The 21,926-nt window shown below is 35.7% G+C and carries 20 protein-coding genes, 2 pseudogenes and 1 other annotated feature; of the genes and pseudogenes, 4 read left to right on the top strand and 18 right to left on the bottom strand.

The window, feature by feature from the left end; all coding sequences use genetic code 11:
* From CD112_RS13765 to CD112_RS06510, 5 genes and pseudogenes are all read right to left on the bottom strand, one after another.
* Positions 1-688, bottom strand: a pseudogene (locus tag CD112_RS13765) (DNA translocase FtsK); the annotation flags it as partial.
* Between the two features lie 23 nt (positions 689-711).
* Positions 712-1,311 carry a YtpR family tRNA-binding protein gene (gene ytpR, locus CD112_RS06495; protein WP_002481216.1) on the bottom strand — a complete coding sequence of 200 codons (600 nt, stop codon included), beginning with the start codon at positions 1,309-1,311 and terminating at the stop codon, positions 712-714.
* A gap of 12 nt (positions 1,312-1,323) precedes the next feature.
* Positions 1,324-2,190 (bottom strand): DUF1444 domain-containing protein, encoded by an 867-nt coding sequence (locus CD112_RS06500; RefSeq protein WP_002481217.1) that lies wholly within the window; start codon positions 2,188-2,190, stop codon positions 1,324-1,326.
* Positions 2,191-2,282: 92 nt separating this feature from the next.
* Positions 2,283-2,591: a thioredoxin family protein gene (locus CD112_RS06505; RefSeq protein WP_002481218.1), complete on the bottom strand. Its 309-nt coding sequence runs from the start codon at positions 2,589-2,591 to the stop codon at positions 2,283-2,285.
* Positions 2,592-2,615: 24 nt separating this feature from the next.
* Positions 2,616-3,692: a M42 family metallopeptidase gene (locus tag CD112_RS06510; protein WP_103364044.1), complete on the bottom strand. Its 1,077-nt coding sequence runs from the start codon at positions 3,690-3,692 to the stop codon at positions 2,616-2,618.
* An 83-nt stretch (positions 3,693-3,775) separates the two neighbouring features.
* Between CD112_RS06510 and CD112_RS06515 the strand changes: the two genes are divergently transcribed.
* Entirely contained in the window at positions 3,776-4,087 is a 312-nt protein-coding gene (locus tag CD112_RS06515; RefSeq protein ID WP_103364045.1) for a hypothetical protein, read from the top strand.
* Positions 4,088-4,165: 78 nt separating this feature from the next.
* Here CD112_RS06515 and CD112_RS06520 read toward each other — a convergent pair whose 3' ends face one another.
* The 8 genes and pseudogenes from CD112_RS06520 to CD112_RS06555 all read right to left on the bottom strand — a co-directional run bounded on the left by CD112_RS06520 (position 4,166) and on the right by CD112_RS06555 (position 12,041).
* The gene (locus tag CD112_RS06520) at positions 4,166-4,996 is read right to left on the bottom strand and encodes a YtnP family quorum-quenching lactonase (RefSeq protein ID WP_103364046.1); all 831 of its coding nucleotides are present in this window, start codon (positions 4,994-4,996) and stop codon (positions 4,166-4,168) included.
* Positions 4,997-5,100: 104 nt separating this feature from the next.
* Positions 5,101-5,739, bottom strand: coding sequence for a tRNA (guanosine(46)-N7)-methyltransferase TrmB (gene trmB, locus CD112_RS06525; protein ID WP_103364047.1), 639 nt, complete (start codon positions 5,737-5,739; stop codon positions 5,101-5,103).
* A gap of 13 nt (positions 5,740-5,752) precedes the next feature.
* Positions 5,753-6,544 (bottom strand): phosphotransferase family protein, encoded by a 792-nt coding sequence (locus CD112_RS06530; RefSeq protein WP_023015987.1) that lies wholly within the window; start codon positions 6,542-6,544, stop codon positions 5,753-5,755.
* Positions 6,545-6,810: 266 nt separating this feature from the next.
* Positions 6,811-7,659: a D-amino-acid transaminase gene (gene dat, locus CD112_RS06535; RefSeq protein WP_070848365.1), complete on the bottom strand. Its 849-nt coding sequence runs from the start codon at positions 7,657-7,659 to the stop codon at positions 6,811-6,813.
* 2 nt (positions 7,660-7,661) lie between these two features.
* Entirely contained in the window at positions 7,662-9,077 is a 1,416-nt protein-coding gene (gene pepV / locus CD112_RS06540) for a dipeptidase PepV (RefSeq protein ID WP_103364048.1), read from the bottom strand.
* A 342-nt stretch (positions 9,078-9,419) separates the two neighbouring features.
* Positions 9,420-9,686, bottom strand: a pseudogene (locus tag CD112_RS13955) (YtxH domain-containing protein); the annotation flags it as partial.
* Between the two features lie 25 nt (positions 9,687-9,711).
* Positions 9,712-10,407, bottom strand: a complete 696-nt coding sequence (locus CD112_RS06550; RefSeq protein ID WP_023015990.1) for a pseudouridine synthase — start codon at positions 10,405-10,407, stop codon at positions 9,712-9,714.
* A complete protein-coding gene (locus CD112_RS06555; protein ID WP_002481228.1) occupies positions 10,407-12,041 on the bottom strand; it encodes a putative polysaccharide biosynthesis protein in 1,635 nt (544 codons plus the stop codon). The genes CD112_RS06550 and CD112_RS06555 overlap by 1 nt, the downstream gene beginning before the upstream one ends.
* 269 nt (positions 12,042-12,310) lie before the next feature.
* Here CD112_RS06555 and CD112_RS06560 point away from each other — a divergent pair, with 269 nt between their 5' ends.
* On the top strand, positions 12,311-13,567 hold the full coding sequence (locus CD112_RS06560; protein ID WP_103364049.1) for a BaiN/RdsA family NAD(P)/FAD-dependent oxidoreductase: 1,257 nt from the start codon (positions 12,311-12,313) through the stop codon (positions 13,565-13,567).
* 86 nt (positions 13,568-13,653) lie between these two features.
* Here CD112_RS06560 and CD112_RS06565 read toward each other — a convergent pair whose 3' ends face one another.
* From CD112_RS06565 to CD112_RS06575, 3 genes are all read right to left on the bottom strand, one after another.
* The gene (locus CD112_RS06565; protein ID WP_002481231.1) at positions 13,654-13,971 is read right to left on the bottom strand and encodes a rhodanese-like domain-containing protein; all 318 of its coding nucleotides are present in this window, start codon (positions 13,969-13,971) and stop codon (positions 13,654-13,656) included.
* Positions 13,972-13,991: 20 nt separating this feature from the next.
* The gene (leuS, locus tag CD112_RS06570) at positions 13,992-16,406 is read right to left on the bottom strand and encodes a leucine--tRNA ligase (protein ID WP_103364050.1); all 2,415 of its coding nucleotides are present in this window, start codon (positions 16,404-16,406) and stop codon (positions 13,992-13,994) included.
* Positions 16,407-16,457: 51 nt separating this feature from the next.
* Positions 16,458-16,648: a binding site (T-box leader), on the bottom strand.
* 137 nt (positions 16,649-16,785) lie between these two features.
* Complete coding sequence (locus tag CD112_RS06575) at positions 16,786-17,964, bottom strand: MDR family MFS transporter (protein WP_002481234.1); 1,179 nt, start codon at positions 17,962-17,964, stop codon at positions 16,786-16,788.
* Positions 17,965-18,236: 272 nt separating this feature from the next.
* On the opposite strand from CD112_RS06575, the gene mnmL reads away from it, so the two are divergent.
* Positions 18,237-19,199: a tRNA modification radical SAM protein MnmL/YtqA gene (mnmL, locus tag CD112_RS06580; RefSeq protein ID WP_002481235.1), complete on the top strand. Its 963-nt coding sequence runs from the start codon at positions 18,237-18,239 to the stop codon at positions 19,197-19,199.
* Positions 19,196-19,753 (top strand): tRNA 5-(aminomethyl)-2-thiouridylate-methyltransferase MnmM, encoded by a 558-nt coding sequence (gene mnmM, locus CD112_RS06585; protein WP_103364051.1) that lies wholly within the window; start codon positions 19,196-19,198, stop codon positions 19,751-19,753. Before mnmL ends, mnmM begins: the two co-directional genes overlap by 4 nt.
* A 65-nt stretch (positions 19,754-19,818) precedes the next feature.
* Here mnmM and CD112_RS06590 read toward each other — a convergent pair whose 3' ends face one another.
* On the bottom strand, positions 19,819-20,775 hold the full coding sequence (locus CD112_RS06590) for an L-lactate dehydrogenase (protein WP_002481237.1): 957 nt from the start codon (positions 20,773-20,775) through the stop codon (positions 19,819-19,821).
* A 176-nt stretch (positions 20,776-20,951) separates the two neighbouring features.
* On the bottom strand, positions 20,952-21,782 hold the full coding sequence (locus tag CD112_RS06595; protein WP_002481238.1) for an alpha/beta fold hydrolase: 831 nt from the start codon (positions 21,780-21,782) through the stop codon (positions 20,952-20,954).
* Between the last annotated feature and the right edge of the window lie 144 nt (positions 21,783-21,926).

Below are 21,926 nucleotides of genomic sequence, written 5' to 3' on the forward strand. Positions count from 1 at the left end.
TTTCATTTTTTGTGTCTTCGGATTCTCTTGTTTCAACTTCATGTGCTTTTGAAGCTTGTTTACGTGAACCATTTAATGGATCTGTCGGTATTTTTTCTTGTTGCTTTTTAGGTTTTTCAGTAACACCCTCTGAACGTTGAATAACACCATTTTCTAAAGGATGACGTTTTTTCGTACCGAAAATAGCTGAAGGTACTTCTTCGGCTCTGAATTCACCACTTTTATAATAAATATCTTTCGTATCATAGCGTGTCGAATAATTCTGTACACGTCTATTTTGATGTTCTCTTTGATGCGTTTGTTCTGGAGCACGTTCTTTTGATTCTGATTGCTTACGTGTGTTGCGTGAAGAACGAAATGATGGTGTATCGTCATCATAAAACGTACGTCTTCTTCTATGACGACGGTCTGGTTTTTGATACGAAGAAGTTTCAACAAATTCTTCTGACTCATAAGTTGGTTCAGAATGATTGGATTCTGAATCTGATTCTGTTTGTTGGTCAGAATCATTCACATGAAGTGGAAATCTAAAATTACCTTTTGGACGTTCGTAAATATCATTATTTTCTGGTAGTAATGCATGACGACGACGTTCTTTTTCTTCTAATTTTTGTCTGCGCTGACTATATTTTCTTTGATAAACTTCTTCTTCGTCTTCATCACTAAACAATTTATCAAACCAGTTCATAATGTCACTTCCTTCCAATCACTTTATTCTTCGAAAAATGGTTGTCCTGTTTGGTAATCCTCAGATAATACCATAATCCCTTTTTCTTGCGGTGCGTTCGGTAAATTTAATTCTTTCATTGAGCAAACCATACCGCTTGATGGTACACCACGTAATTCAGCATCTTTAATAACCATACCGCTAGGCATTACAGCGCCTACTTTTGCGACTACAACCTTTTGATCTGCTTCAACATTTGGCGCACCACATACAATTTGTAATGTTTCATTTCCAACATCTACTTGTAAAATGCTTAATTTATCGGCATTTGGATGTTTTTCTTTAGTTTTAACATAACCTACTACAAATTTTGGTGATAAGTCAGAATCTAATTGATCGTCAATACCTGATTCTTTTAAAACGTTTTGTAAACCATCTAATAATTCTGGTGTAAGTTTAATATGTCCATTACCTTCGATTGGTAAATGCTTAGAAGCATTGAAGATATTATATCCTACAGCTTTACCATCTAACGTAATTCTCACTACGTCACCATGTGTTGTATAGTCGAACTCTCCTTCAGCAGGTTCTACTTGTAAGAATGCTACATCTCCTACGCCGTTTAAGTTGTAAAATAAATTCATTATCTATTCTCCTTATTTCTTATCGTTTTTCTTTTGATTTTTTACTGTGCTCAATTCTTGGACCACATTTGGACTCTTATCTTTTTTGTTTTTATTATTTTTAGCCAAGATAAAGATAGGTTCTAAGTGGCCATTATCGTATCCGAATGATAGCGATGTAATTGGTACAAGACCTTTCGTGAAGAATTCCATGGTTAAATGAGCCATCACATCGTAACCCGTTTTATTTCTGATATCTGCCACAACTAAAACATCTTGATGCGGAACAGCTACTAACATTTCACCTTCACAGTTTTCTTCAAATTGATTTAATAATGGCGTGTTTAAAATTCTACTCGCATCGTACCCATCATTCGTATTAATAAAATAGAACAGATTGCCTTTAACTTCATCTGTTTTGTATGGGTTATCTAATTTTCTGATATTGAATAATGCCATTTCTTTAATTTGTTGTGCAGTCACATTCAATTGTTTCAGCATTGATTCGTCAATGAGTCGATAAGACTTTCCTAAATCTAATGCATAATAGATATTTGTTTCTGCTGTATGTGCATCAATCACGAACGGATGCCCCTCTTTAGTTTCCTTATCGAAACTTGCTGCACGCATCACTGGCATCACTTTGATATTGTCCATTTGTTGAAGTGCATCATCACTCATTTGTTGAATTGTTTCATTGACATAGTAAACAATCTCATCAACAATTTTTTCTTGTTGATCGTTATATTTCGCGACGATGGGTGTTAATCTAATCGTTACACCTTTACCATTATCTTTACGTGCAATGCGCAAGGTATCTTCTTCTCTATTAAATGTAAAATTAACATCTAAATGATTTAAACGTTCTTTTAGTTTATCTCTCATTTGAAAGACATTCATATTAACACTCCTAATTACATACCTTTTTATAGTTTACCGTAAAAATACCCTTAGGAACAGAAAAAATGTGAATTTCCTAAGGGTATTTTTATTTAAATATTCGTAATAAATTCGCTGATTTGTTCAATCGTTTTTCTATCTTTGCTGACATAACTTCCGACTTGTTCACCGTTCTCGTAAACTAAAAAGCTTGGAATCCCCATAATTCCTAAGTCCGCTGCTAAATCAATAAATTTATCGCGATCTACTGACACAAATGTATAGTCCGGATGTTTTTCTTCTAATTCAGGAAGTCTCGGTGCGATAAAACGACAATCTACGCACCAATCTGCTGTAAACATAAATACAGTTTTACCTTGTTTAAGTTGTTCAAACGCTTCTACTGATTCTAATTGTTTCATATTTATCCACTTCTTTCTTCTTATTTATGAATATTGTAAATGTGCAATGGTTTCATCATCTAATCCTAAAATAGATGCTTCAAGTAATGCTCTTGCTGAATAATAGTCTCTGATATCAAATACTGAATCGGAGCTATGAATATAGCGTGCACAAACACCAATGACTGCAGTTGGGATACCTATGTTCGCTTTGTGAATCTCTCCTCCATCAGTGCCGCCTGGTGAAATATAATATTGTGTATTAATATCATGTTGTTGTGCTTGTTCTAATAAATAATCTCTGAATGCTGGTTTAAGAATCATGGTACCATCTTTAATACGGATTAATGTTCCTGCTCCCAGTTTACCAGAAAGTTGTTGTACACCTTTCATATCGTTAGCTGGTGAACAATCGACTACAAATGTTACATCTGGATCAATTTGTTCTGCAGCTGCACGTGCACCTCTTAAACCGACCTCTTCTTGGACATTTGCACCTACATATAAATCAACATCTAGTTCTTTGTCTTTAAATAATTTTAAAATTTCAATCGCTAATAAACAACCATAACGATTATCCCATGCTTTACCCGCAAAACGATGTTCAGATAATTGAATTAAAGAGGTATCAGGAACAATTGAATCTCCAATCTCTACACCACGTGCTCTGACTTCATCTGCAGAGTCACTACCGATGTCTAACATTAAATCTTTAATTTGCGGTCGACCTTCATTACCTGTTCTGAAATGTTTAGGAATGCTTGCAACAACACCTGTAATAATTTCTTGTTGTCTTGTTTTGACTTTTAAACGTTGACCTTGCCATATATCTGCAGCAACGCCGCCTAAGTTCGTAAAGTGCAGCATACCATTTGATGTAATGTCAGTAATCATAAAACCGACTTCATCCATATGTGCTGCTACCATCACTTTTTTCGCATTTTCTTTTTTAGATTTTTTTACCGCGTAAAATCCACCCATACGGTTATAGATGAACTCGTCAGCGTATGGTTCCATTTCTTTTTTTATGTACGCTCTTAAATCTTGTTCAAAACCTGGTGCACCATGAAATTCTGTTAAAGCTTTAATATGTTGTAATGTTTCATTTTTCGCAATTTCCACTGTTCATCGCTCCTTAATAATTCATTATCCTCCTAATGTTATGGTAGAATATTGTTATAACGTAAGTGGAGGTATAAATTGAGATGTCTCGAAGAAAAATTTTGTTATTGATAGTATTACCAATCACAGTTTTATTGAGTAGTTTACTAGCTTACCTCACATTTTTAGGCACTAAAAAGTATAACCCGCAAAAGTTAATTGAAGAAGTGAAAAGCTACTTTATGAACGTGACAGGGTCATACATTGTCTCAGAACCTCAACCATTCGAACAAGACGATATTCATTATGAAATATACCGTGGCGGTGTTACAACTAAAAACCACGGCAAAATCAGTAATTATGAATTTATCGCCGATGCGACAAATGGTAAAATCATTAACATAAAAGAAGTTTAATGATATTGGTATGCATACTTATTCTAACAATGTTTCCGTATAACGGAGACATTGTTTTTTTGTTGCATTTGTTTTAAGTTATTGATTTCTTTTTATTTCTGCTTTGATAGAATGATCTTCTTTATCAAATTTAAGCGCAAAGTATGACGCATCATGATAAAACAAGAACCAATAATCCTGCATAATCAACCAAGGCAGCCATCTTTCTTTCTCTCTGATTGATTGCATTGGATAATCATCATATGATGTTACCCATAATGGGTTCATATGCGCATGTGAAGGAAAAATATCTGCCATATGGACTGCTTTTTCTTCATCACTTTCAATAGTAATTATACTATGTCCAAAACTATGGCCACCCGAATGATACATATGAACACCTGGCACAACCTCAATCTCATCTTCAAATAAAATTAAACGCTTTTGATAATCACCGAGATTAAGTTCAGGCCAATATGTTGCTTTACTGCGTAGATTAGGTGCTAAAAATTCATGCCATTCATCTTGTTGTATATAATGAACTGCATTAGGGAATTTCGCATGACCTTCTACATCAGATAAACCTGAAGCGTGATCATAATGCATATGGGTCATCAAGACAATATCAATGTCCTCTGATGTTAAACCGAGCTTTTGCAGCCCTTCTTCAATTAATCCTTCATTTTCAACACCAAAGTTACGTTTTTGTTTTTCAGTAAGCTTGCCTTCACCTAAACCTGTATCAATCAAGATATTGTGTTCTTCTGTTTGAACTAAAATCGGAGATACACTCATGGGTACTTGGTTCTTTTCATTTGCTGGTATTTTTCTATCCCATAAGGGTTTCGGAACCGGACCGAACATCGTGCCTCCGTCCATGTGCGTCATACCACCGTTCAAATCATGGATTTTAAATTTTCCTAGTTTCAAAAGCCTCACCCTAACGTTCAGATATATAACTAAGTATAGGTTGATATAGACATATTTTCAAACTTTAGAAACGCAAAAAAACTGCATTCTATTGAATGCAGTGATTAATGATGAAACTTTGCTTCCATTCGGTAAATACGTGAACCTTTATCCGCAAACTTTCTTTCATATTCAGTTTCAATATTATCCTCATCATCTTCATCATGAAGATTAAGATTAATCTTAGTAAAATACATACCAAACTGAGACATACTTTCTAAACTATAAGCAAATAATCCTCGATTATCAGTCTTGAAATGGATTTCTCCATCTTCTTTCAAAATCGTTTTATATAATGCAAGGAACGTGTGATACGTTAGTCTTCGCTTCGCATGTCGTTTTTTCGGCCATGGATCAGAAAAATTTAAATAAACACGATCAATTTCGCCAGGTTTAAAGTAATCAGTTAATTCCATTGCATCATTACAAATTAGTTTGATATTCTGCAAATCCTTTTCCAACACTTTATCTAACACACGAATCATCACGTTTTTATCTCTTTCTAAAGAGACAAAGTTGACTTCAGGATGTTGTGCAGCGAGTTCTGTAATAAACTGCCCCATTCCAGAACCGACTTCAATATAAATCGGTTGTGATTTATCGAACCATGCTGACATCTTGCCAGCATGCGTTCCATCCATATCTACAACTGTATTATGTTTGCGCAAATAATCCTCTGCCCAAGGTTTATTTCTTAATCTCATTTGCTTATTCTCCTCAAATAAATACGTTGCTGTTCATCACTTCATTTAAAAATTTCAGCCATATATTCATATCTTTATAACGTTTCTGTTCTTCAGACCACTCTACAAGACCAATCGCTTGAATAACGGTATACCATTTCATTCTTTTACTTAAATCTAATGATTCTTTGCAACCATATTTTTCAAGCCATTCTGACCACTCATTTTGAGGAACGTAATTGTAAAGCAGCATTCCGATATCGATGGCAGGATCTGCTAACATTGCACCTTCCCAGTCGACTAAATAAAGTTCATCACGATCAGATAGCAACCAATTATTATGATTTACATCTCCATGAACGACTGTATAAAAGCGAGGGTCCAAATGAGGTTTATGCTCTTCAAGATACGTCAAGGCTTTTCTGACTACATGGTGCGTCAGTACCTGTCTGGAAAGCGAGGTATTGATTTTATTGTATAGAATATCTGGTGTAATAGGTTCCATTTCCATTCTTTTCAACATGGTCAATAATGTTTTTGAGCTATGAATTTTTTTCAATAACTTAGCCACTCTTGTCTGAGTCATTTCTTCGAAAGTCAATTCTCTGCCATTTTTCCAATGTTGCGCTGTGACAACTTCCCCTGTTTCTATTCGTTTTGTCCAAACTAATTTAGGGACAATACCTTCAGCTGATAATGCCGCTATAAATGGATTAGAATTTCTTTTCAAAAATAGCTTTTGACCATCTTGTTCGGCCATATAAGCCTCTCCGGATGCGCCTCCAGCAGAATCTAAAGTCCATCCTAACTGATAGAACTGCTCCAACACGTTCACCTCGCTTTCAATTAGAAAATGGCTCTAGAAGTGTATTTCAAGAGCCATATTTTATATTTCTTTAAAAAGTTTAATACTTTTACGTCCTTAGCACTCATTGTTAATTTTATAATTTTTAACCTTGGTTTTCAACCAAAAATGAGAAACAAAAAGACACATTTTACTTTCTAGAAAGCTATTGAAAATAATTAAATTTTCAGTAGCGACAAAATAAAATTATAACACATTTTCAAGGTAAGTTGGAGAAAATCATGCAATTAATGACTTTCCTCAATTTTTTGTTCGAAGCCTTTTTGTAATTGGCGAGTAATTGGACCGACTTCACCATTGCCGACCGCTTCACCATCCAATTTAATTACAGGCATCACTTCAACAGACGTACTAGAAACAATAATTTCATCTGCTTGTTTTAAGAAATCCACTGTAAACGTTTCTTCTTTAAATGGGATTTCTTGTTCTTCAGCAACTGCTTTAATAACTCGTCTCGTAATACCATTCAAAATATAATTATTCGTAGGATGTGTATAAACAACACCGTCTTTAATTGCGTAAACGTTACTTGAAGCTCCTTCAGTAACTGTTTCGCCACGATGTTGGATTGCTTCATCAGCGTTATATTTCACAGCGTATTCTTTCGCAAGCACGTTGCCTAATAAATTTAAGCTTTTGATATCACATCTTAACCAACGAATATCTTCTACAGTAACAGCATTGATACCATTTTCTAGTTTTTCCACAGGTCTGCCGTAGCTTCTTGTAAATGCCATCATCTGAGGTTTAACATCTGGTCCAGGGAATGCATGATCTCTTGGTGCTGCACCACGAGTAACTTGGATATACACCCCACCATTTTCAACATTATTTACTTCTGCAAGTTTTTTTACTTTGTCAGTTAGTGATTCTATTGTTTCATCTAAATCAATATTTAATTCTGACGCACTTCGTAAAAATCTTTCAAAGTGTTCTTTTGCAGTAAATAATGTATTGTCATAAATACGAATGTATTCGTAAATACCGTCACCAAAGTTATAACCTCTGTCATTGTATGGTACATTTGCATCCTGTTCATCTACAAATTGGCCGTTCAAAAATACCTTGTTTGTCATACTCATTCCTCCACACATAATGCGTATAGCGCTTCTAAATAAATGCTAGTAGCATTGAAAAGTTGTTTTTTCGTAATATATTCATTTCTTTGATGCATTAAATCCTCTGAGTCGCTGAACATTGCTCCGAATGCTACGCCTTTATCTAGATTACGTGCATAAGTACCTCCGCCAATTGTATAAGGCTCAGTCATGTCACCTGTTTGATTACGATAAGCTTGAACTAATGATTGTACAAATGGATCTTCTTTATCTACATTGTGCGGACGTTGAACTTTCCCAAGTTTAAGTTCGAATCCTAAATCATTCACTTCATGCTTGAATCCTTCAATTGCTTCATCAAATTCAAATCCCTCTGGATAACGTAAGTTCACACCGAATCTTCCGCCTTCAGGCAATGTATATGAAATAATACCGATATTTGTTGTTAAGTCTCCCATTTTATCAGTATGGAATTTCATACCCATTTTTTCACCGAAGTGAGATTCGAATAAGTAACGTTCACTTAAATCAACGAATTTAGCTGCTTGAGTATCTAATTCTAATCCACGTAAGAAGTGGAGTAAGAACAAACCGGCATTTAAACCGATAGATGGGTCCATACCATGAACCGCTTTACCTTTTAATCGTAAAACCAGCTTATCGTCTTCTAATTCACTGTTACCTACAAGTTCATGTGCTTCTAGATATTGTTGGTAACGTTCTGTTACTTCTGAATTGTTATTTTTAACTTTGAGATGTGCAACTGCTTCATCTGGAACCATGTTATAGCGTTGTCCAGATTCAAATGATAAAAGTGTAACTTCTGAATTTGTATCAGTAGAATCTTTTGCTTCACCAGCTAATTCAATATCGAATGTTGTAATACCTTTTTCACCATGGATTGCAGGGAATTCTGCATCAGGTGCAAAGCCTAGTTCAGGCATTTCTTCTGTTTTGAAATAACGATCTACACAAGTCCAGTCTGATTCTTCATCTGTACCAATGATAATGTGTACACGTTTTTTCCAGTCTACATTCATTTCATTTAAGATTTTAACCGCATAGTACGCAGCAATTGTTGGACCTTTATCATCCAATGTACCACGTGCAATAATTGCATCTTCAGTTACAGTCGGTTCAAACGGTGGTGTATCCCAACCTTCACCTGCAGGTACCACGTCAACATGACAAAGAATGCCGAATAAGTCTTCACCTTTACCTGCTTCAATTCTTCCTGCAACATGATCGACATCGTGGACATTAAATCCGTCACGTTCTGCAATTTGATACATATAATCAAGCGCAGCTCTAGGACCTGGACCTAGCGGTGCATCAGGTGTAGCTTTGCTATCATCTCTGACACTTTCAATTGAAAGTAAGCCGTTTAAATCAGCAATAATTTGATCTTGGTATTCTTGCACTTTTTCTTTCCACATTCGTGATCAACTTCCTTCTCAAATTTTAGTTCACTCTATATTTTACCCTAACTGATTCTTAAACAACAGTGGGAACCTACTTAATTTTCTGACTTAATCTCAAAATGTTGTCATCACAGTCATCTCAGAATGAAATTTTTAAATAAAAAAATACCTTAGCTATTCGCTAAGGTACTGAAGGTTCAATTGCTATTATTTAGTATCGTTTGAACCTTTATTGTCATTTTGTTTTAAGTCTTCTTCAGTCACAATTCTGATATTATTTTGTGCTTCATCAGATTGTTTAACATCATCTAAAGTTGGTGATGCTGCATCTTCTGAATTAGAGAAGCGAGCTTTTTACTCTTGTAAGAAACCTTTAGGGTCTTGTTTTACTTTTTCAGCATAGCCTTTAGGATCTTGTTTTACTTCGTTGAACGTTTCAGTTGCTTTAGATGCAACTTGGTTCGCTAATTCTTTAGCATTTTCTTTGTATGATTCTGGATTTTCTTTGTATTTATCATACTCTTGTTTTAGACGATCTCTGCTTTCTTTTCTTGATAATAATACTGCTGCAGTTGCTGCACCAATACCTAGTACTGCTTTAAAAAAGTTACTTGATTTTGCCATAATAATCACCTTGTCCTTTAAGAAATTAGTTTTTCACTAGTTCTAATTCTGCTTCCGTCAAAGTACGATATGCACCTTTTGACAGATTATCATCTAGTTTTAAGCTTCCGATTTGAACTCGCTTTAATTTAGTTACCTCATTTTCAATTGCGTGAAACATCCTTTTTACTTGATGGTAACGTCCTTCTTGAATTGTAACGTACACAATCCTTGGATTTTCCGTTAGTTCAAGCTTTGCAGGTTTAACCGGTCCATCTGATAATTCAATACCTTGTTCAAACTTTTGTACATCTTCCTCTGTTACAGGCAGTGCTGCTTCAACACGATATACTTTCGATACGTGTTTATTCGGACTCATTACATCATGATTAAATTGCCCATCATTCGTAATCAATAATAAGCCTTCAGTATCTTTATCAAGACGACCTACCGGAAATATGTCTAAATATTGGTAGTCTTCAATTAATCCGATAACCGTTAAGTGTTCTGCATCCTCTACAGCAGACACATAGCCTTCAGGTTTATTGAGCATCAGATAAATCTTATCAATATAAGTTATTTGTTCTCCATTGACTGTAATGATATCTGAATTCGGATCAATTTGTCGTTTGCTTTGTTTTTCTTTTTTGTTATTCACTTCAACAGCGTTCTGTTTAAGCAATTGTTTTACCTCACTGCGTGTTCCGACACCCATGTTCGATAAAAATTTATCCAATCGCATTATGAGATTCTCAACTTTCTACGTAACTTGCTTGGCAATTCACCTAAAAATTGGTCAGCAAGTCTTGTTTTCAGCGTGATACCGCCATAAACAACCATGCCTATAACAACCCCCACAATTAAGATAATCAGACTTCCGATTTTAGTTTGCGGTGACACAATCAGTTGCATTACCCAATATGCTGCTTCAACACAAAGCATCATGATAAAGCCATAGATAAAGATTTTCGCAAACTGTATCCAAGTTTCTGTAAATGTAAACTTAGCATACTTTTTCAAAATATAAAAGTTACATATGTTCGCAAACAATAATGCGATACCTGTACTTAATACCGCACCTGCTGTATGGAATGCGACAATTAATGGGAAGTTCAAGACAACCTTAACGACGACTGCTGCTAATATAACAAACACTGTCAATTTCTGTTTATCAATTCCTTGCAGCATTGATGCTGTAATACTTAATAAAGAAATCAGCATCGCGACGGGTGCGTAGAAGAATAATAAACGACTTCCGTCAAAGTTACTGCTATAGAACACTGTATATAACGGTGCTGCTAAAGCCATAATACCTAAACTTGCTGGAACAGTGATGAACATCAATACACCTAATGATGTTCTGATTTGACGATGCATTTCTGATAATTCCCCTGACTCATAAGTTTTAGTGATATAAGGGATTAAACTAATCGCGAAACCAGCAGCTAAAGATGTTGGTATCATCACAATTTTATTTGTTGTCATATTCAAGATTGTAAAGAAGTAGTCATGCAATTGTTGCGGTACTCCTGCCATACCTAACGCATTGTTATGTGTTAATTGGTCTACAATATTGAATAATGGGAAGTTCAAACTCACAATGACAAACGGGATACTATAAGAAATAATTTCCTTATACATTTTTGAATATGGTACATCTAAACCAGTGGTATCAGACGCTACCATTTTATCAATATGCGGTTTACGCTTACGCCAGTAATACCATAGCGTAAAGATACCGACGATAGCACCGATTGCTGCCGCGAACGTAGCGACACCATTCGCCATCAATACTGATCCACCCATCACATTTAACACGACATAACTGCCGCCTAAAATGAAAATAATACGTGCAACTTGTTCAGTTACTTCAGAAACAGCTGTAGGTCCCATAGATTTAAATCCTTGGAACACACCTCGCCAAGTTGCAAGTAACGGAATGAAGATAACAACTGTACTGATAATACGAATAATCCACGTGATGTCTTCGACAGTCCAGCCGCCCTCTATGTTTGATTTATGCGCAAGTGTCACATTGGCAATCAATGGTGATAATGCATATAAAATAATAAAACCGATAACACCGCTGATTGACATAACGATAAAACTTGATCGATATAACTTTTGACTGACATGATATGCACCGATTGCATTATATTTCGCAACATATTTTGATGCGGCCAATGGCACACCAGCAGTTGCTACCGCAATCGCAATATTATAAGGTGCATATGCATAGTTGAACGGGGCCAAGTTTTCTTCTCCGCCGATAATGGCATAAAACGGAATGATAAATAGCACACCTAGTATTTTAGTTATTAAAATACTTACCGTTAGAAGAAAGGTCCCTCTTACTAATTCTTGACTTTCATTCATTACAATCTTCCTATCTGAAAATAATTTTAATCTTATCCTACTACCAACAATTGTCAGCAGTTACTTTTTTTCATTAGTATTATAGCTTAAAATAGTGTTAACAGGAAAGATTATATAAATAATTTCACAACAGTGTCAGAGAAATATATCGCAGGCACTGCAAAACAAGCAAATGACTCACCTAAGCTTTCACAATAACCTAAATACTATACAGAAATCAAATTTAAAGGAGGCAGACGCGCATATACATTTCAGCGCGTACCGATTATATGTATCAATCGATTATTATCGGCGGCGGACCCAGTGGTTTAATGTCTGCAGCAGCCGCAAGTCAAAACAAACAAAAAGTATTATTAATAGAAAAGAAAAAAGGACTCGGCAGGAAATTAAAAATTTCAGGCGGCGGACGATGTAATGTCACAAATCGACTGCCCTATGATGAAATTATTCGCCACATTCCAGGTAACGGAAAATTCTTATACAGTCCTTTTTCAGTCTTTGATAACGAATCCATTATTGAGTTCTTCGAATCTCGCGGTGTGAAACTTAAAGAAGAAGATCACGGCAGAATGTTCCCGGTTTCTAACCGTGCTCAAGACGTCGTAGATACTTTAGTTCAAGAACTCAAAAATAATAATGTTGAAATTAAAGAAGAAACTGCAGTCAAACATATTAAGCTAGATGAGGACGGCCATTTTATTGTGACAGATCAAAATGATCCAGTTTATCATAGTAAGACCGTTGTTATTGCGACGGGTGGGACAAGTGTTCCGCAAACAGGATCAACTGGAGATGGCTATACGTTTGCTGAGTCTCTCGGTCATACAATAACTGAACTCTTCCCTACTGAAGTCCCAATTACTTCTAAAGCACCTTTTATTATCCGGAAGACTCTAAAAGGATTGAGTTTAAAAGATGTCGCATTATCAGTGCTTAGAAAAAATGGCAAACCGCGTATCACACATCAAATGGATATGATTTTCACTCATTTTGGAATCAGTGGTCCAGCCGCATTACGATGCAGCCAATTCGTCTACAAAGAACAAAAATCTCAAAAGAAACAAGACATTCAAATGCAATTAGATGTGTTCCCTGACGAAAAAGAAAATGAGGTTCAAGCGCGTATCAAATCTTTAATTAAAGAAACACCAGATAAACTTGTTAAAAACAGTCTGCGTGGGATTATAGAAGAACGCTATCTCAACTTTATACTAGAACAAGCTGGTGTAGCTGAAGACACTACAGGTCATCATATTTCCAACCAACAAATCCTAACGCTTGCACAACTGTTCAAAGGTTTTACATTTACAGTGAATGGTACGTTACCTATTGAAAAAGCATTTGTGACAGGTGGCGGTGTTTCTATTAAAGAAATTGAACCGCATACAATGATGTCAAAAATTACACCTGGCCTATTTTTATGCGGTGAAGTTTTAGATATTCATGGTTATACTGGCGGTTACAATATTACAAGCGCATTGGTTACAGGCCGTGTATCAGGTATCAATGCCGGACAGTTTGAATAGTTTTCCATTTAATTTAATCAACAAAATGAAAAATAGCCGAAACTGCATCGTAATTTTACGACCAGTTTCGGCTATTATCATTCAATTTAGATACTATTAATTTCTAAACCTTCATCGCCCCAAGCTTTCATACCGCCTTCTACATTAACCGCATGAATATTAGGGTTTTGTTCTTTCAAGTAATTCACTACATTCGCACTGCGAACACCTGCAGCACAGATAATGTAATACGTATCGTTCTCATTGAATTCATTAAGGTTATCAGGAATTTCATTCATTGGAATAGTTGTTGCTCCTGGAATAATACCTTTCGCTGTTTCTTCGTTTTCTCGGACATCAACGATATGAATTGGTTCATTATCGAACATTTTCTTTTTCAATTCATCAGTTGTGATTGATTCCATAACTTAATCATCCTCCTTTATTATTTAGCTACAATATTAACTAATTTTTGCGGAACTGCGATGACTTTCTTGATGTCTTTATCCCCTATATCTAATTTAACATTCTCATTGTGTAACGCAATATCTTCCATTTCTTCTTTTGACGCATCTTTTGGAATGAAGACTTTTGCTCTTACTTTGCCATTAACTTGGACAACGATTTCAACTTCGTCATCTACTAACAATGCTTCATCGAAATCTGGCCAAGGTTGGTAACTGATTGTCTCATTATGACCTAATTTAGCCCATAGTTCTTCACCTAAGTGTGATGCAATTGGTGATAACATTTTAACGAAACCTTCAACATATGGTTTGTATAATTGATCAGCTTTATAACCTTCATTGATGAAGACCATCAATTGACTGATTGCTGTGTTGAAGTTCAATGTATCAAAGTCTTCTGTCACCTTTTTAACAGTTTGGTTATAAACTTTTTGAAGTGACTTATCATCTGTATCTACAATTTTAGAAGATAATGAGCCATCTTCATTCACAAACAATCTCCAAACACGGTCTAAGAAACGTCTTGAACCATCTAAACCTTTTTCACTCCATGCGATTGCCGCATCTAAAGGTCCCATAAACATTTCGTATAAACGTAATGTATCAGCACCGTGAGAACGGATGATATCATCAGGGTTTACAACGTTACCACGAGATTTACTCATTTTTTCGTTACCTTCACCTAAGATCATACCTTGGTTGAATAATTTTTGGAATGGTTCTTTCGTTGGTACAACGCCTAAATCATAAAGTACTTTATGCCAGAATCTTGCATAGAGTAAGTGAAGTACAGCGTGTTCTACACCACCGATATATAAATCAACCGGTAACCAATGTTTTAATTTTTCTGGATCTGCTAACATTTCATCGTTATGCGGATCAATATAGCGTAAGTAGTACCAGCAACTGCCTGCCCATTGTGGCATCGTATTCGTTTCACGACGACCCTTCATACCAGTTTCTGGATCTACAACGTTTACGAATTCATCAATATTCGCAAGTGGAGATTCACCAGTACCAGAAGGTTCGATAGAATCAGTTTCTGGTAATAATAATGGTAATTCATCAGTCGGAACAGTTGTCATAGTGCCATCTTCCCAATGAATAATTGGAATAGGTTCACCCCAATAACGTTGACGGCTGAATAACCAGTCACGAAGTTTATAATTGACTTTTTTCTCGCCGGCACCTTTTTCTTCTAACAATTCAATTGCTTTTGTAATGGCTTCAGCATTATGCAAGCCATCTAAAGCACCAGAATTTACATGTGGACCATCGCCTGTGTATGCCGCTTCTGAAATATCTCCGCCTTCAATAACTTCTTTGATTGGCAAATCAAATTTTTGTGCGAATTCATAGTCACGTTCATCATGCGCAGGAACAGCCATCACAGCTCCTGTACCATAAGATGATAAGACATAGTCCGCAATCCAGATTGGTAATTTTTCACCAGATAATGGATTAATCGCATAAGCACCAGTGAATACACCTGTTTTGTCTTTTGCTAAATCTGTACGTTCCAAATCAGATTTCATAGAAGCATCTTTTTGGTATTTTTCCACTTCTGCTTTATGATCTTCTGTTGTAATTTGAGAGACTAACTCATGTTCTGGACTTAATACTGCGAAAGTCGCACCATAAATAGTGTCCGGACGTGTCGTAAACACATCAATTTTACCGCCATGATTTTCAACTTCAAACGTAACTTTTGCCCCTTCAGAACGACCAATCCAGTTACGTTGCATATCTTTAATTGATTCAGGCCAATCTAAATCTTCTAAGTCTTCTAATAAACGGTCTGCATATTCTGTAATACGAAGTACCCATTGACGCATAGGACGACGATATACTGGGAAACCACCACGTTCTGAAACGCCATCTACAACTTCTTCGTTAGATAAAACCGCTTTAAGCTCAGGACACCAGTTCACAGCTACTTCATCAACATAAGCTAAACCTTTATTGAACAGTTGGATGAATACCCATTGTGTCCATTTATAATAGTCAGGATCTGTTGTGCTTAATTCTCTATCCCAGTCATAACTGAAACCTAATTCTTGAATTTGGCGTTTAAACGTTTGAATATTCTTTTTAGTGAATTCACGTGGATCATTACCTGTATTCAACGCATATTGTTCTGCCGGTAAACCGAAAGCATCCCATCCCATAGGATGTAACACGTTGTACCCTTGCATACGTTTGTAACGTGAAATAATATCTGTTGCTGTATAACCTTCAGGGTGCCCAACATGAAGTCCAGCACCTGATGGATACGGGAACATATCTAAAGCATAAAATTTCTTTTGACCCAAGTTATCATTCGTTTTGAACGTTTTGTGTTCTGCCCAATAATCTTGCCATTTCTTCTCAATTTCTTGATGATTAAAACTCACTTTGCTTTCCTCCTAATAAAAAAATACAACTCAAACTATTATGCTTTGCTTATGAAGGACGACATTGTGCCGCGGTACCACCTTCATTCGTATCTTCTACGCACCTCATACATAATAGCTCGAGCTGTATTATTCTTAATATAATCGTTGGTAAGTTCATTTAAATGACTTAACTGGTTTGCACCGAACACCAGCTCTCTTGATAAGTCCATTAAATTACTACTCCATATACACTTATAACTATATTTTATTCTAACTCTTAATGCAAGTCTTAAATTCCTAGTCACCGCTTCTATTCTCATTGATATATTAATGAAGATTTTCTACGTCTCTGCTTATCCATAAAAAGAAAAAACAAGATATACCACGTATACCTTGTTTAAACATCAAATTCATCTGGTGATAAACGTTTATCATATATAAATAAGAAAAACATCGAAATAAACAATAAGCCCATCATCGTTAAGAACATGGCTTGCATATTGAAACTGTCAACTAAAATACCGCCGATTAAAGGTCCGAATGCTTTACCGACCGTCGCTGCTGAATTAACAATACCTTGATAAGCACCTTGTTTACCTTCAGGCGCTAATTGATTCGCAATAGTTGGAACGGCTGGCCATACGAACATTTCACCAAGCGTTAAAATGATCATCCCAATCACAAATACTGAAAATTGCTCCGCAAAGCTTGTCACAAAGAATGACACGATGAATACGCAAATTCCGACAAACATCTGTTTTTTCAAATTACCTCTAAGTAAGCGAATAACCGGATAAATTAAAGGTTGGGCTACTAAGATCATAATACCGTTAATTGTCCATAGAACACTGTATTGAGACAATGAAATATTCATTTCTTGAGTGAATGAAGCGATAGTGCTTTCCCATTGAATATATGCAATCCAACAAATTGAAAACATAACACAAAGTAATAACAAAGCTACAAAACGTTTGCGATATTTCTTTTGTGCCCATTGGTTTGCATCGGGTATTTTAACTTTACCGCGATATTGTAAATTAAATTGTGTCACTGCCACGATAAAGAATGCGACATACATTAACAAGTTTGCGATGAAAATGTAATTAAAGCTGAGTTCAGCTACATACCCAGCAATAGCAGCACCAAATGCGACACCTAAGTTTTGTGCTAAATAGATAGCATTAAAGGTTTGGCGTCCACCATTCGGCCAAACTGCACCTGCCATCGCATAAATTGCCGGGATAATGATACCGCCCCCAAATCCTAACATGACTAACCATACCGCATATAAAGGCCATCCATGATAGAAATTCAATAATGTCGTTGCACATAAACAAATCACTGCACCGCTCATAATCGTAATAAAACCACCGAGCTTATCAAAGAAAAAGCCACCTAATAAGTTCCCGACAACCATACCTAAAGAGTTGATCATTAAAACCATTCCGGCAGTCGTCAAACTCTTCCCTAATTCCTGACTCATATAAATCGTATTTAAAGGCCATAAAAAACTAGCACCCATAATATTGATGGCCATACCAATAACTAACCACCAAATGGATTTAGGCATATTCATACTGTTCCACCCGCTTTCTATTCTTTTTATCTTTTTCTCAGGCAAAAACGTTCTGTATTTTTACCAATAAAAATTTCGCAAACAGAGACAAATAACTGTAAGCGAAACGTGTTTAGGATTTATATTGAATTGAATTTTGAATTTTGCAACCAAATCATCTTACTATAATTTTCAAATGAATAAAAGACCTAATTCGGATTTTCTCCTCAACATGTCCCTTCAATTTATGGTAAAATCTTACAATGGATTAATTTAAGAAAGGAAAATGTCATATGGGTCGATATTTTACGTATGCATTTGAAGATAAACGTTATCATACATGGAATTACCATTTAAAAAATAGATTCGGACAAAAGATATTTAAAGTCGCATTAGATGGAGGCTTTGATTGCCCAAACCGAGACGGCACTGTTGCACATGGCGGTTGCACATTCTGCTCAGCTGCAGGAAGTGGTGACTTTGCGGGAAATCGTGCAGATCCGATTGATGTACAATTTAAAGAAATTAAAGAACGCATGCATGAAAAATGGCATGAAGGTAAATATATTGCTTATTTCCAAGCCTTTACAAATACACACGCACCTGTCGAAGTGTTAAAAGAAAAATTTGAACCTGTGTTGAAAGAACCTGGTGTTGTCGGCTTATCCATTGGAACAAGACCTGACTGTCTTCCTGACGATGTGGTTGAATACTTAGCGGATTTAAATAAACGTACGTATTTATGGGTGGAATTAGGATTACAAACCGTACATCAAGAAACTTCCGATTTAATCAACCGTGCACATGATATGCAGACATATTATGATGGTGTTGCTAAATTGAGAAAACATAATATTAACGTGTGTACCCACATTATTAATGGTTTGCCTGGTGAAGATTATGACATGATGATGGAAACAGCAAAAACTGTCGCACAAATGGATGTTCAAGGTATCAAAATCCATCTATTACACTTACTTAAAGGCACACCGATGGTAAAGCAATATGAAAAAGGCATGTTGAATTTTATGTCACAAGAAGAATATGTCAACTTAGTTTGTGATCAATTAGAAATCTTACCACCTGAAATGATTATTCATCGTATTACAGGTGATGGCCCAATTGATTTAATGGTTGGACCAATGTGGAGTGTTAATAAGTGGGAAGTGCTGAATGCGATTGATGCAGAATTAGCACGTCGTCATTCCGCACAAGGTGAACATTATCAACCTGTAGAGAAAGTAGAACAATCATGAAAGTAGAACGTATTTTACCATTTGCGAAGTCATTAATTATCTCTCACATCAATGAAGCTAGCACAGTAGTAGATGCTACGTGCGGCAATGGACATGACACATTATTTTTAGCCCTGCATGTTCCAAAGGGGCATGTGTATGGGTTTGATATACAGGAAGCGGCTATCAAAGCAGCACGAGAGAAAGTAAAAGATTATAACAACACTACTTTGATCTTAGATGGACATGAACATGTATCACGCTACATCAAACAAGAAGATTTGCCGATTGATGCGGCAATCTTTAATTTAGGATACTTGCCTAAAGGTGATAAACATATTGTGACGACTTCTGAAACTACTATACAAGCCATTGAGTCACTTTTTGAAATGTTAGCACCAGAAGGTATTATTGTAATTGTGGTTTACCCTGGCCATCCTGAAGGTCGAATAGAAAGCAATGTTGTCTTTGAATATCTTCAACAATTCGATCAACAAAAAGCACATGTCTTACAATACGGTTTTATTAACCAACAAAATAATCCACCTTATATTTGCGCGATTGAAAAAAGATAATATCTGAGTATAAAAATAAGAGCAGTTACCGCATAATGCGATAGCTGCTCTTGTTGTATTTAAACTTAGTTAAATAATTTATCTACACTTTTAGTTGTTTCTTTTAATACTTCTACAGAGTGGCTAAACTCTTTAGTTTCTCTTTCATTTAAAGGTGTTTCATAAATTTTCACTGCACCTGCACGGTTTACAAGTGTCGGTACACCGATGTAAACATCTTTATGACCGTATTCACCTTCTAAGTAACTTGAAACTGTTAATACAAGATTTTGGTTACGTAAAATGGCTTTAGAAATGTGTAATAAGCCCATTGCGATACCATAATAAGTTGCGCCTTTAGCTTTAATGATGTCATAAGCTGCATCACGTGTATTTAAGAAGATTTCTTCAATACGTTTTGCACGTTCAGGATCACCATTTAAAATATCATATAAATTTTGACCTGCAATACTTGCTTGTGACCATACTGCTAATTCTGAATCACCATGTTCACCAATAATGCTAGCATTAACACTTTCAGGTGCTACACCGAATTCTGCACCTAATTCATATTTGAAACGTGCTGTATCTAGAATTGTACCAGAACCGATAACACGTTCTTTTGGTAAACCAGAAACTTTTTTAGTGACATAAGTAAGCACATCTACTGGGTTAGCAGCAATTAAGAAAATACCATCAAAACCGCTGTCCATAATTTGACCCACAATTGATTTGAAGATTTTAGTATTTTTTTCTACTAAATCTAAGCGTGTTTCACCAGGTTTTTGGGGTGCACCTGCAGTGATAACAACTAAATCAGCATCTGAACAATCAGCATATGAACCTGCTGTAACGATAGATGGTGATTCACCATAAGGCATACCATGGTTTAAGTCTAGTACATCGCCTTTTACTTTTTCTTCTACTAAATCAATAATTACTAATTGATCAGCAACACCTTGTGCTACCATAGCGAATGCATAACTAGAACCTACTGCACCATCGCCTACTAAAACTACTTTATTCGCTTTTACATTACTCATATTACTTACCCTCTCCAATTTAGAATCGCTTCTATGTGATTTATTTCACATATACAAGATACCAATTTCAGCCTATAAAATCAATGCGAAATGCTTGGAAATTTTACACATTGTAAACATTTACCGACAATACAAAAGACGCTGTAATGGTAAAGGTTATTACAGCGCCTTTTTGATTAAATTTCAATTTGATCATCAATGTCATTTGGTATAAAACCTAATGCATTGACTTTGTTATTTAAATAACTAAGGATATAACGCATGACTAACGGACGCTCTGGTTCATTATGAATTTCATGGTAGAGTCCTTCCCATGCTTTATAATAAAGTTCGTCTGTTTTTACACGTTTTTTGATTTCTACAATCGCATCGGTGTCTAAAATTTGATCTTCTTTCCCATACATTAAGCACATTGGGATACTTTGGATGTCTTCTAAATGTTCTAAAGTCTTTTTCATGACATGAACAACTTCTTTATACCAATGGTAAGATACTTTTGTCAGCATCAAACCATCTTCTTTAGTTTCTCTTATAACTTCTTCATTTCTTGTTAAATGCTCTGGTTCAATGCCTACATTAAAGCGCATATCTTTAACGCCTGCACCAATATTAGATGTAAATAGATTTTTGCGTGTTTTAGCATTTGTCTTAAACGCAACTAATGGCGAAAGTAAAATAATACCTTCAATCGGCAACTCAGTTCTTTCCATTAAATTTAATGTAATCAAACCGCCTAAGCCGACACCCATTAAAAATGTAGGTAATTTATATTCACTCGCTATTCTCAACCATTCCAAGATATGTTCGTGATAGACTTCAAAGTTGTCGATTTGACCTTTATTAGATCTTGAAGTTTGGCCTTGTCCAGGCAAATCACCCATAATCACATGATATCCATTTCGTCTGAGTGATGTAATCACATAGGCATATCTGCCTGTATGTTCTAATATATTATGAGCAATAACTATGACACCTTTTGCTTCACTTTCTGTTTCCCACTTCCACATATCAACGACTACCCTTCTACTGAATTAATTACTATTATTGTATCAAAACGAACCGATTAAAATCTATTTAGAACTGACATATATACTCAACGGAATTAAGGATAACCTTTTTAGTATTGTGTTCTTTTCTCATATCAATTACAT

The sequence above is a fragment of the Staphylococcus simulans genome, assembly GCF_002902285.1.
Taxonomy (GTDB): domain Bacteria; phylum Bacillota; class Bacilli; order Staphylococcales; family Staphylococcaceae; genus Staphylococcus; species Staphylococcus simulans.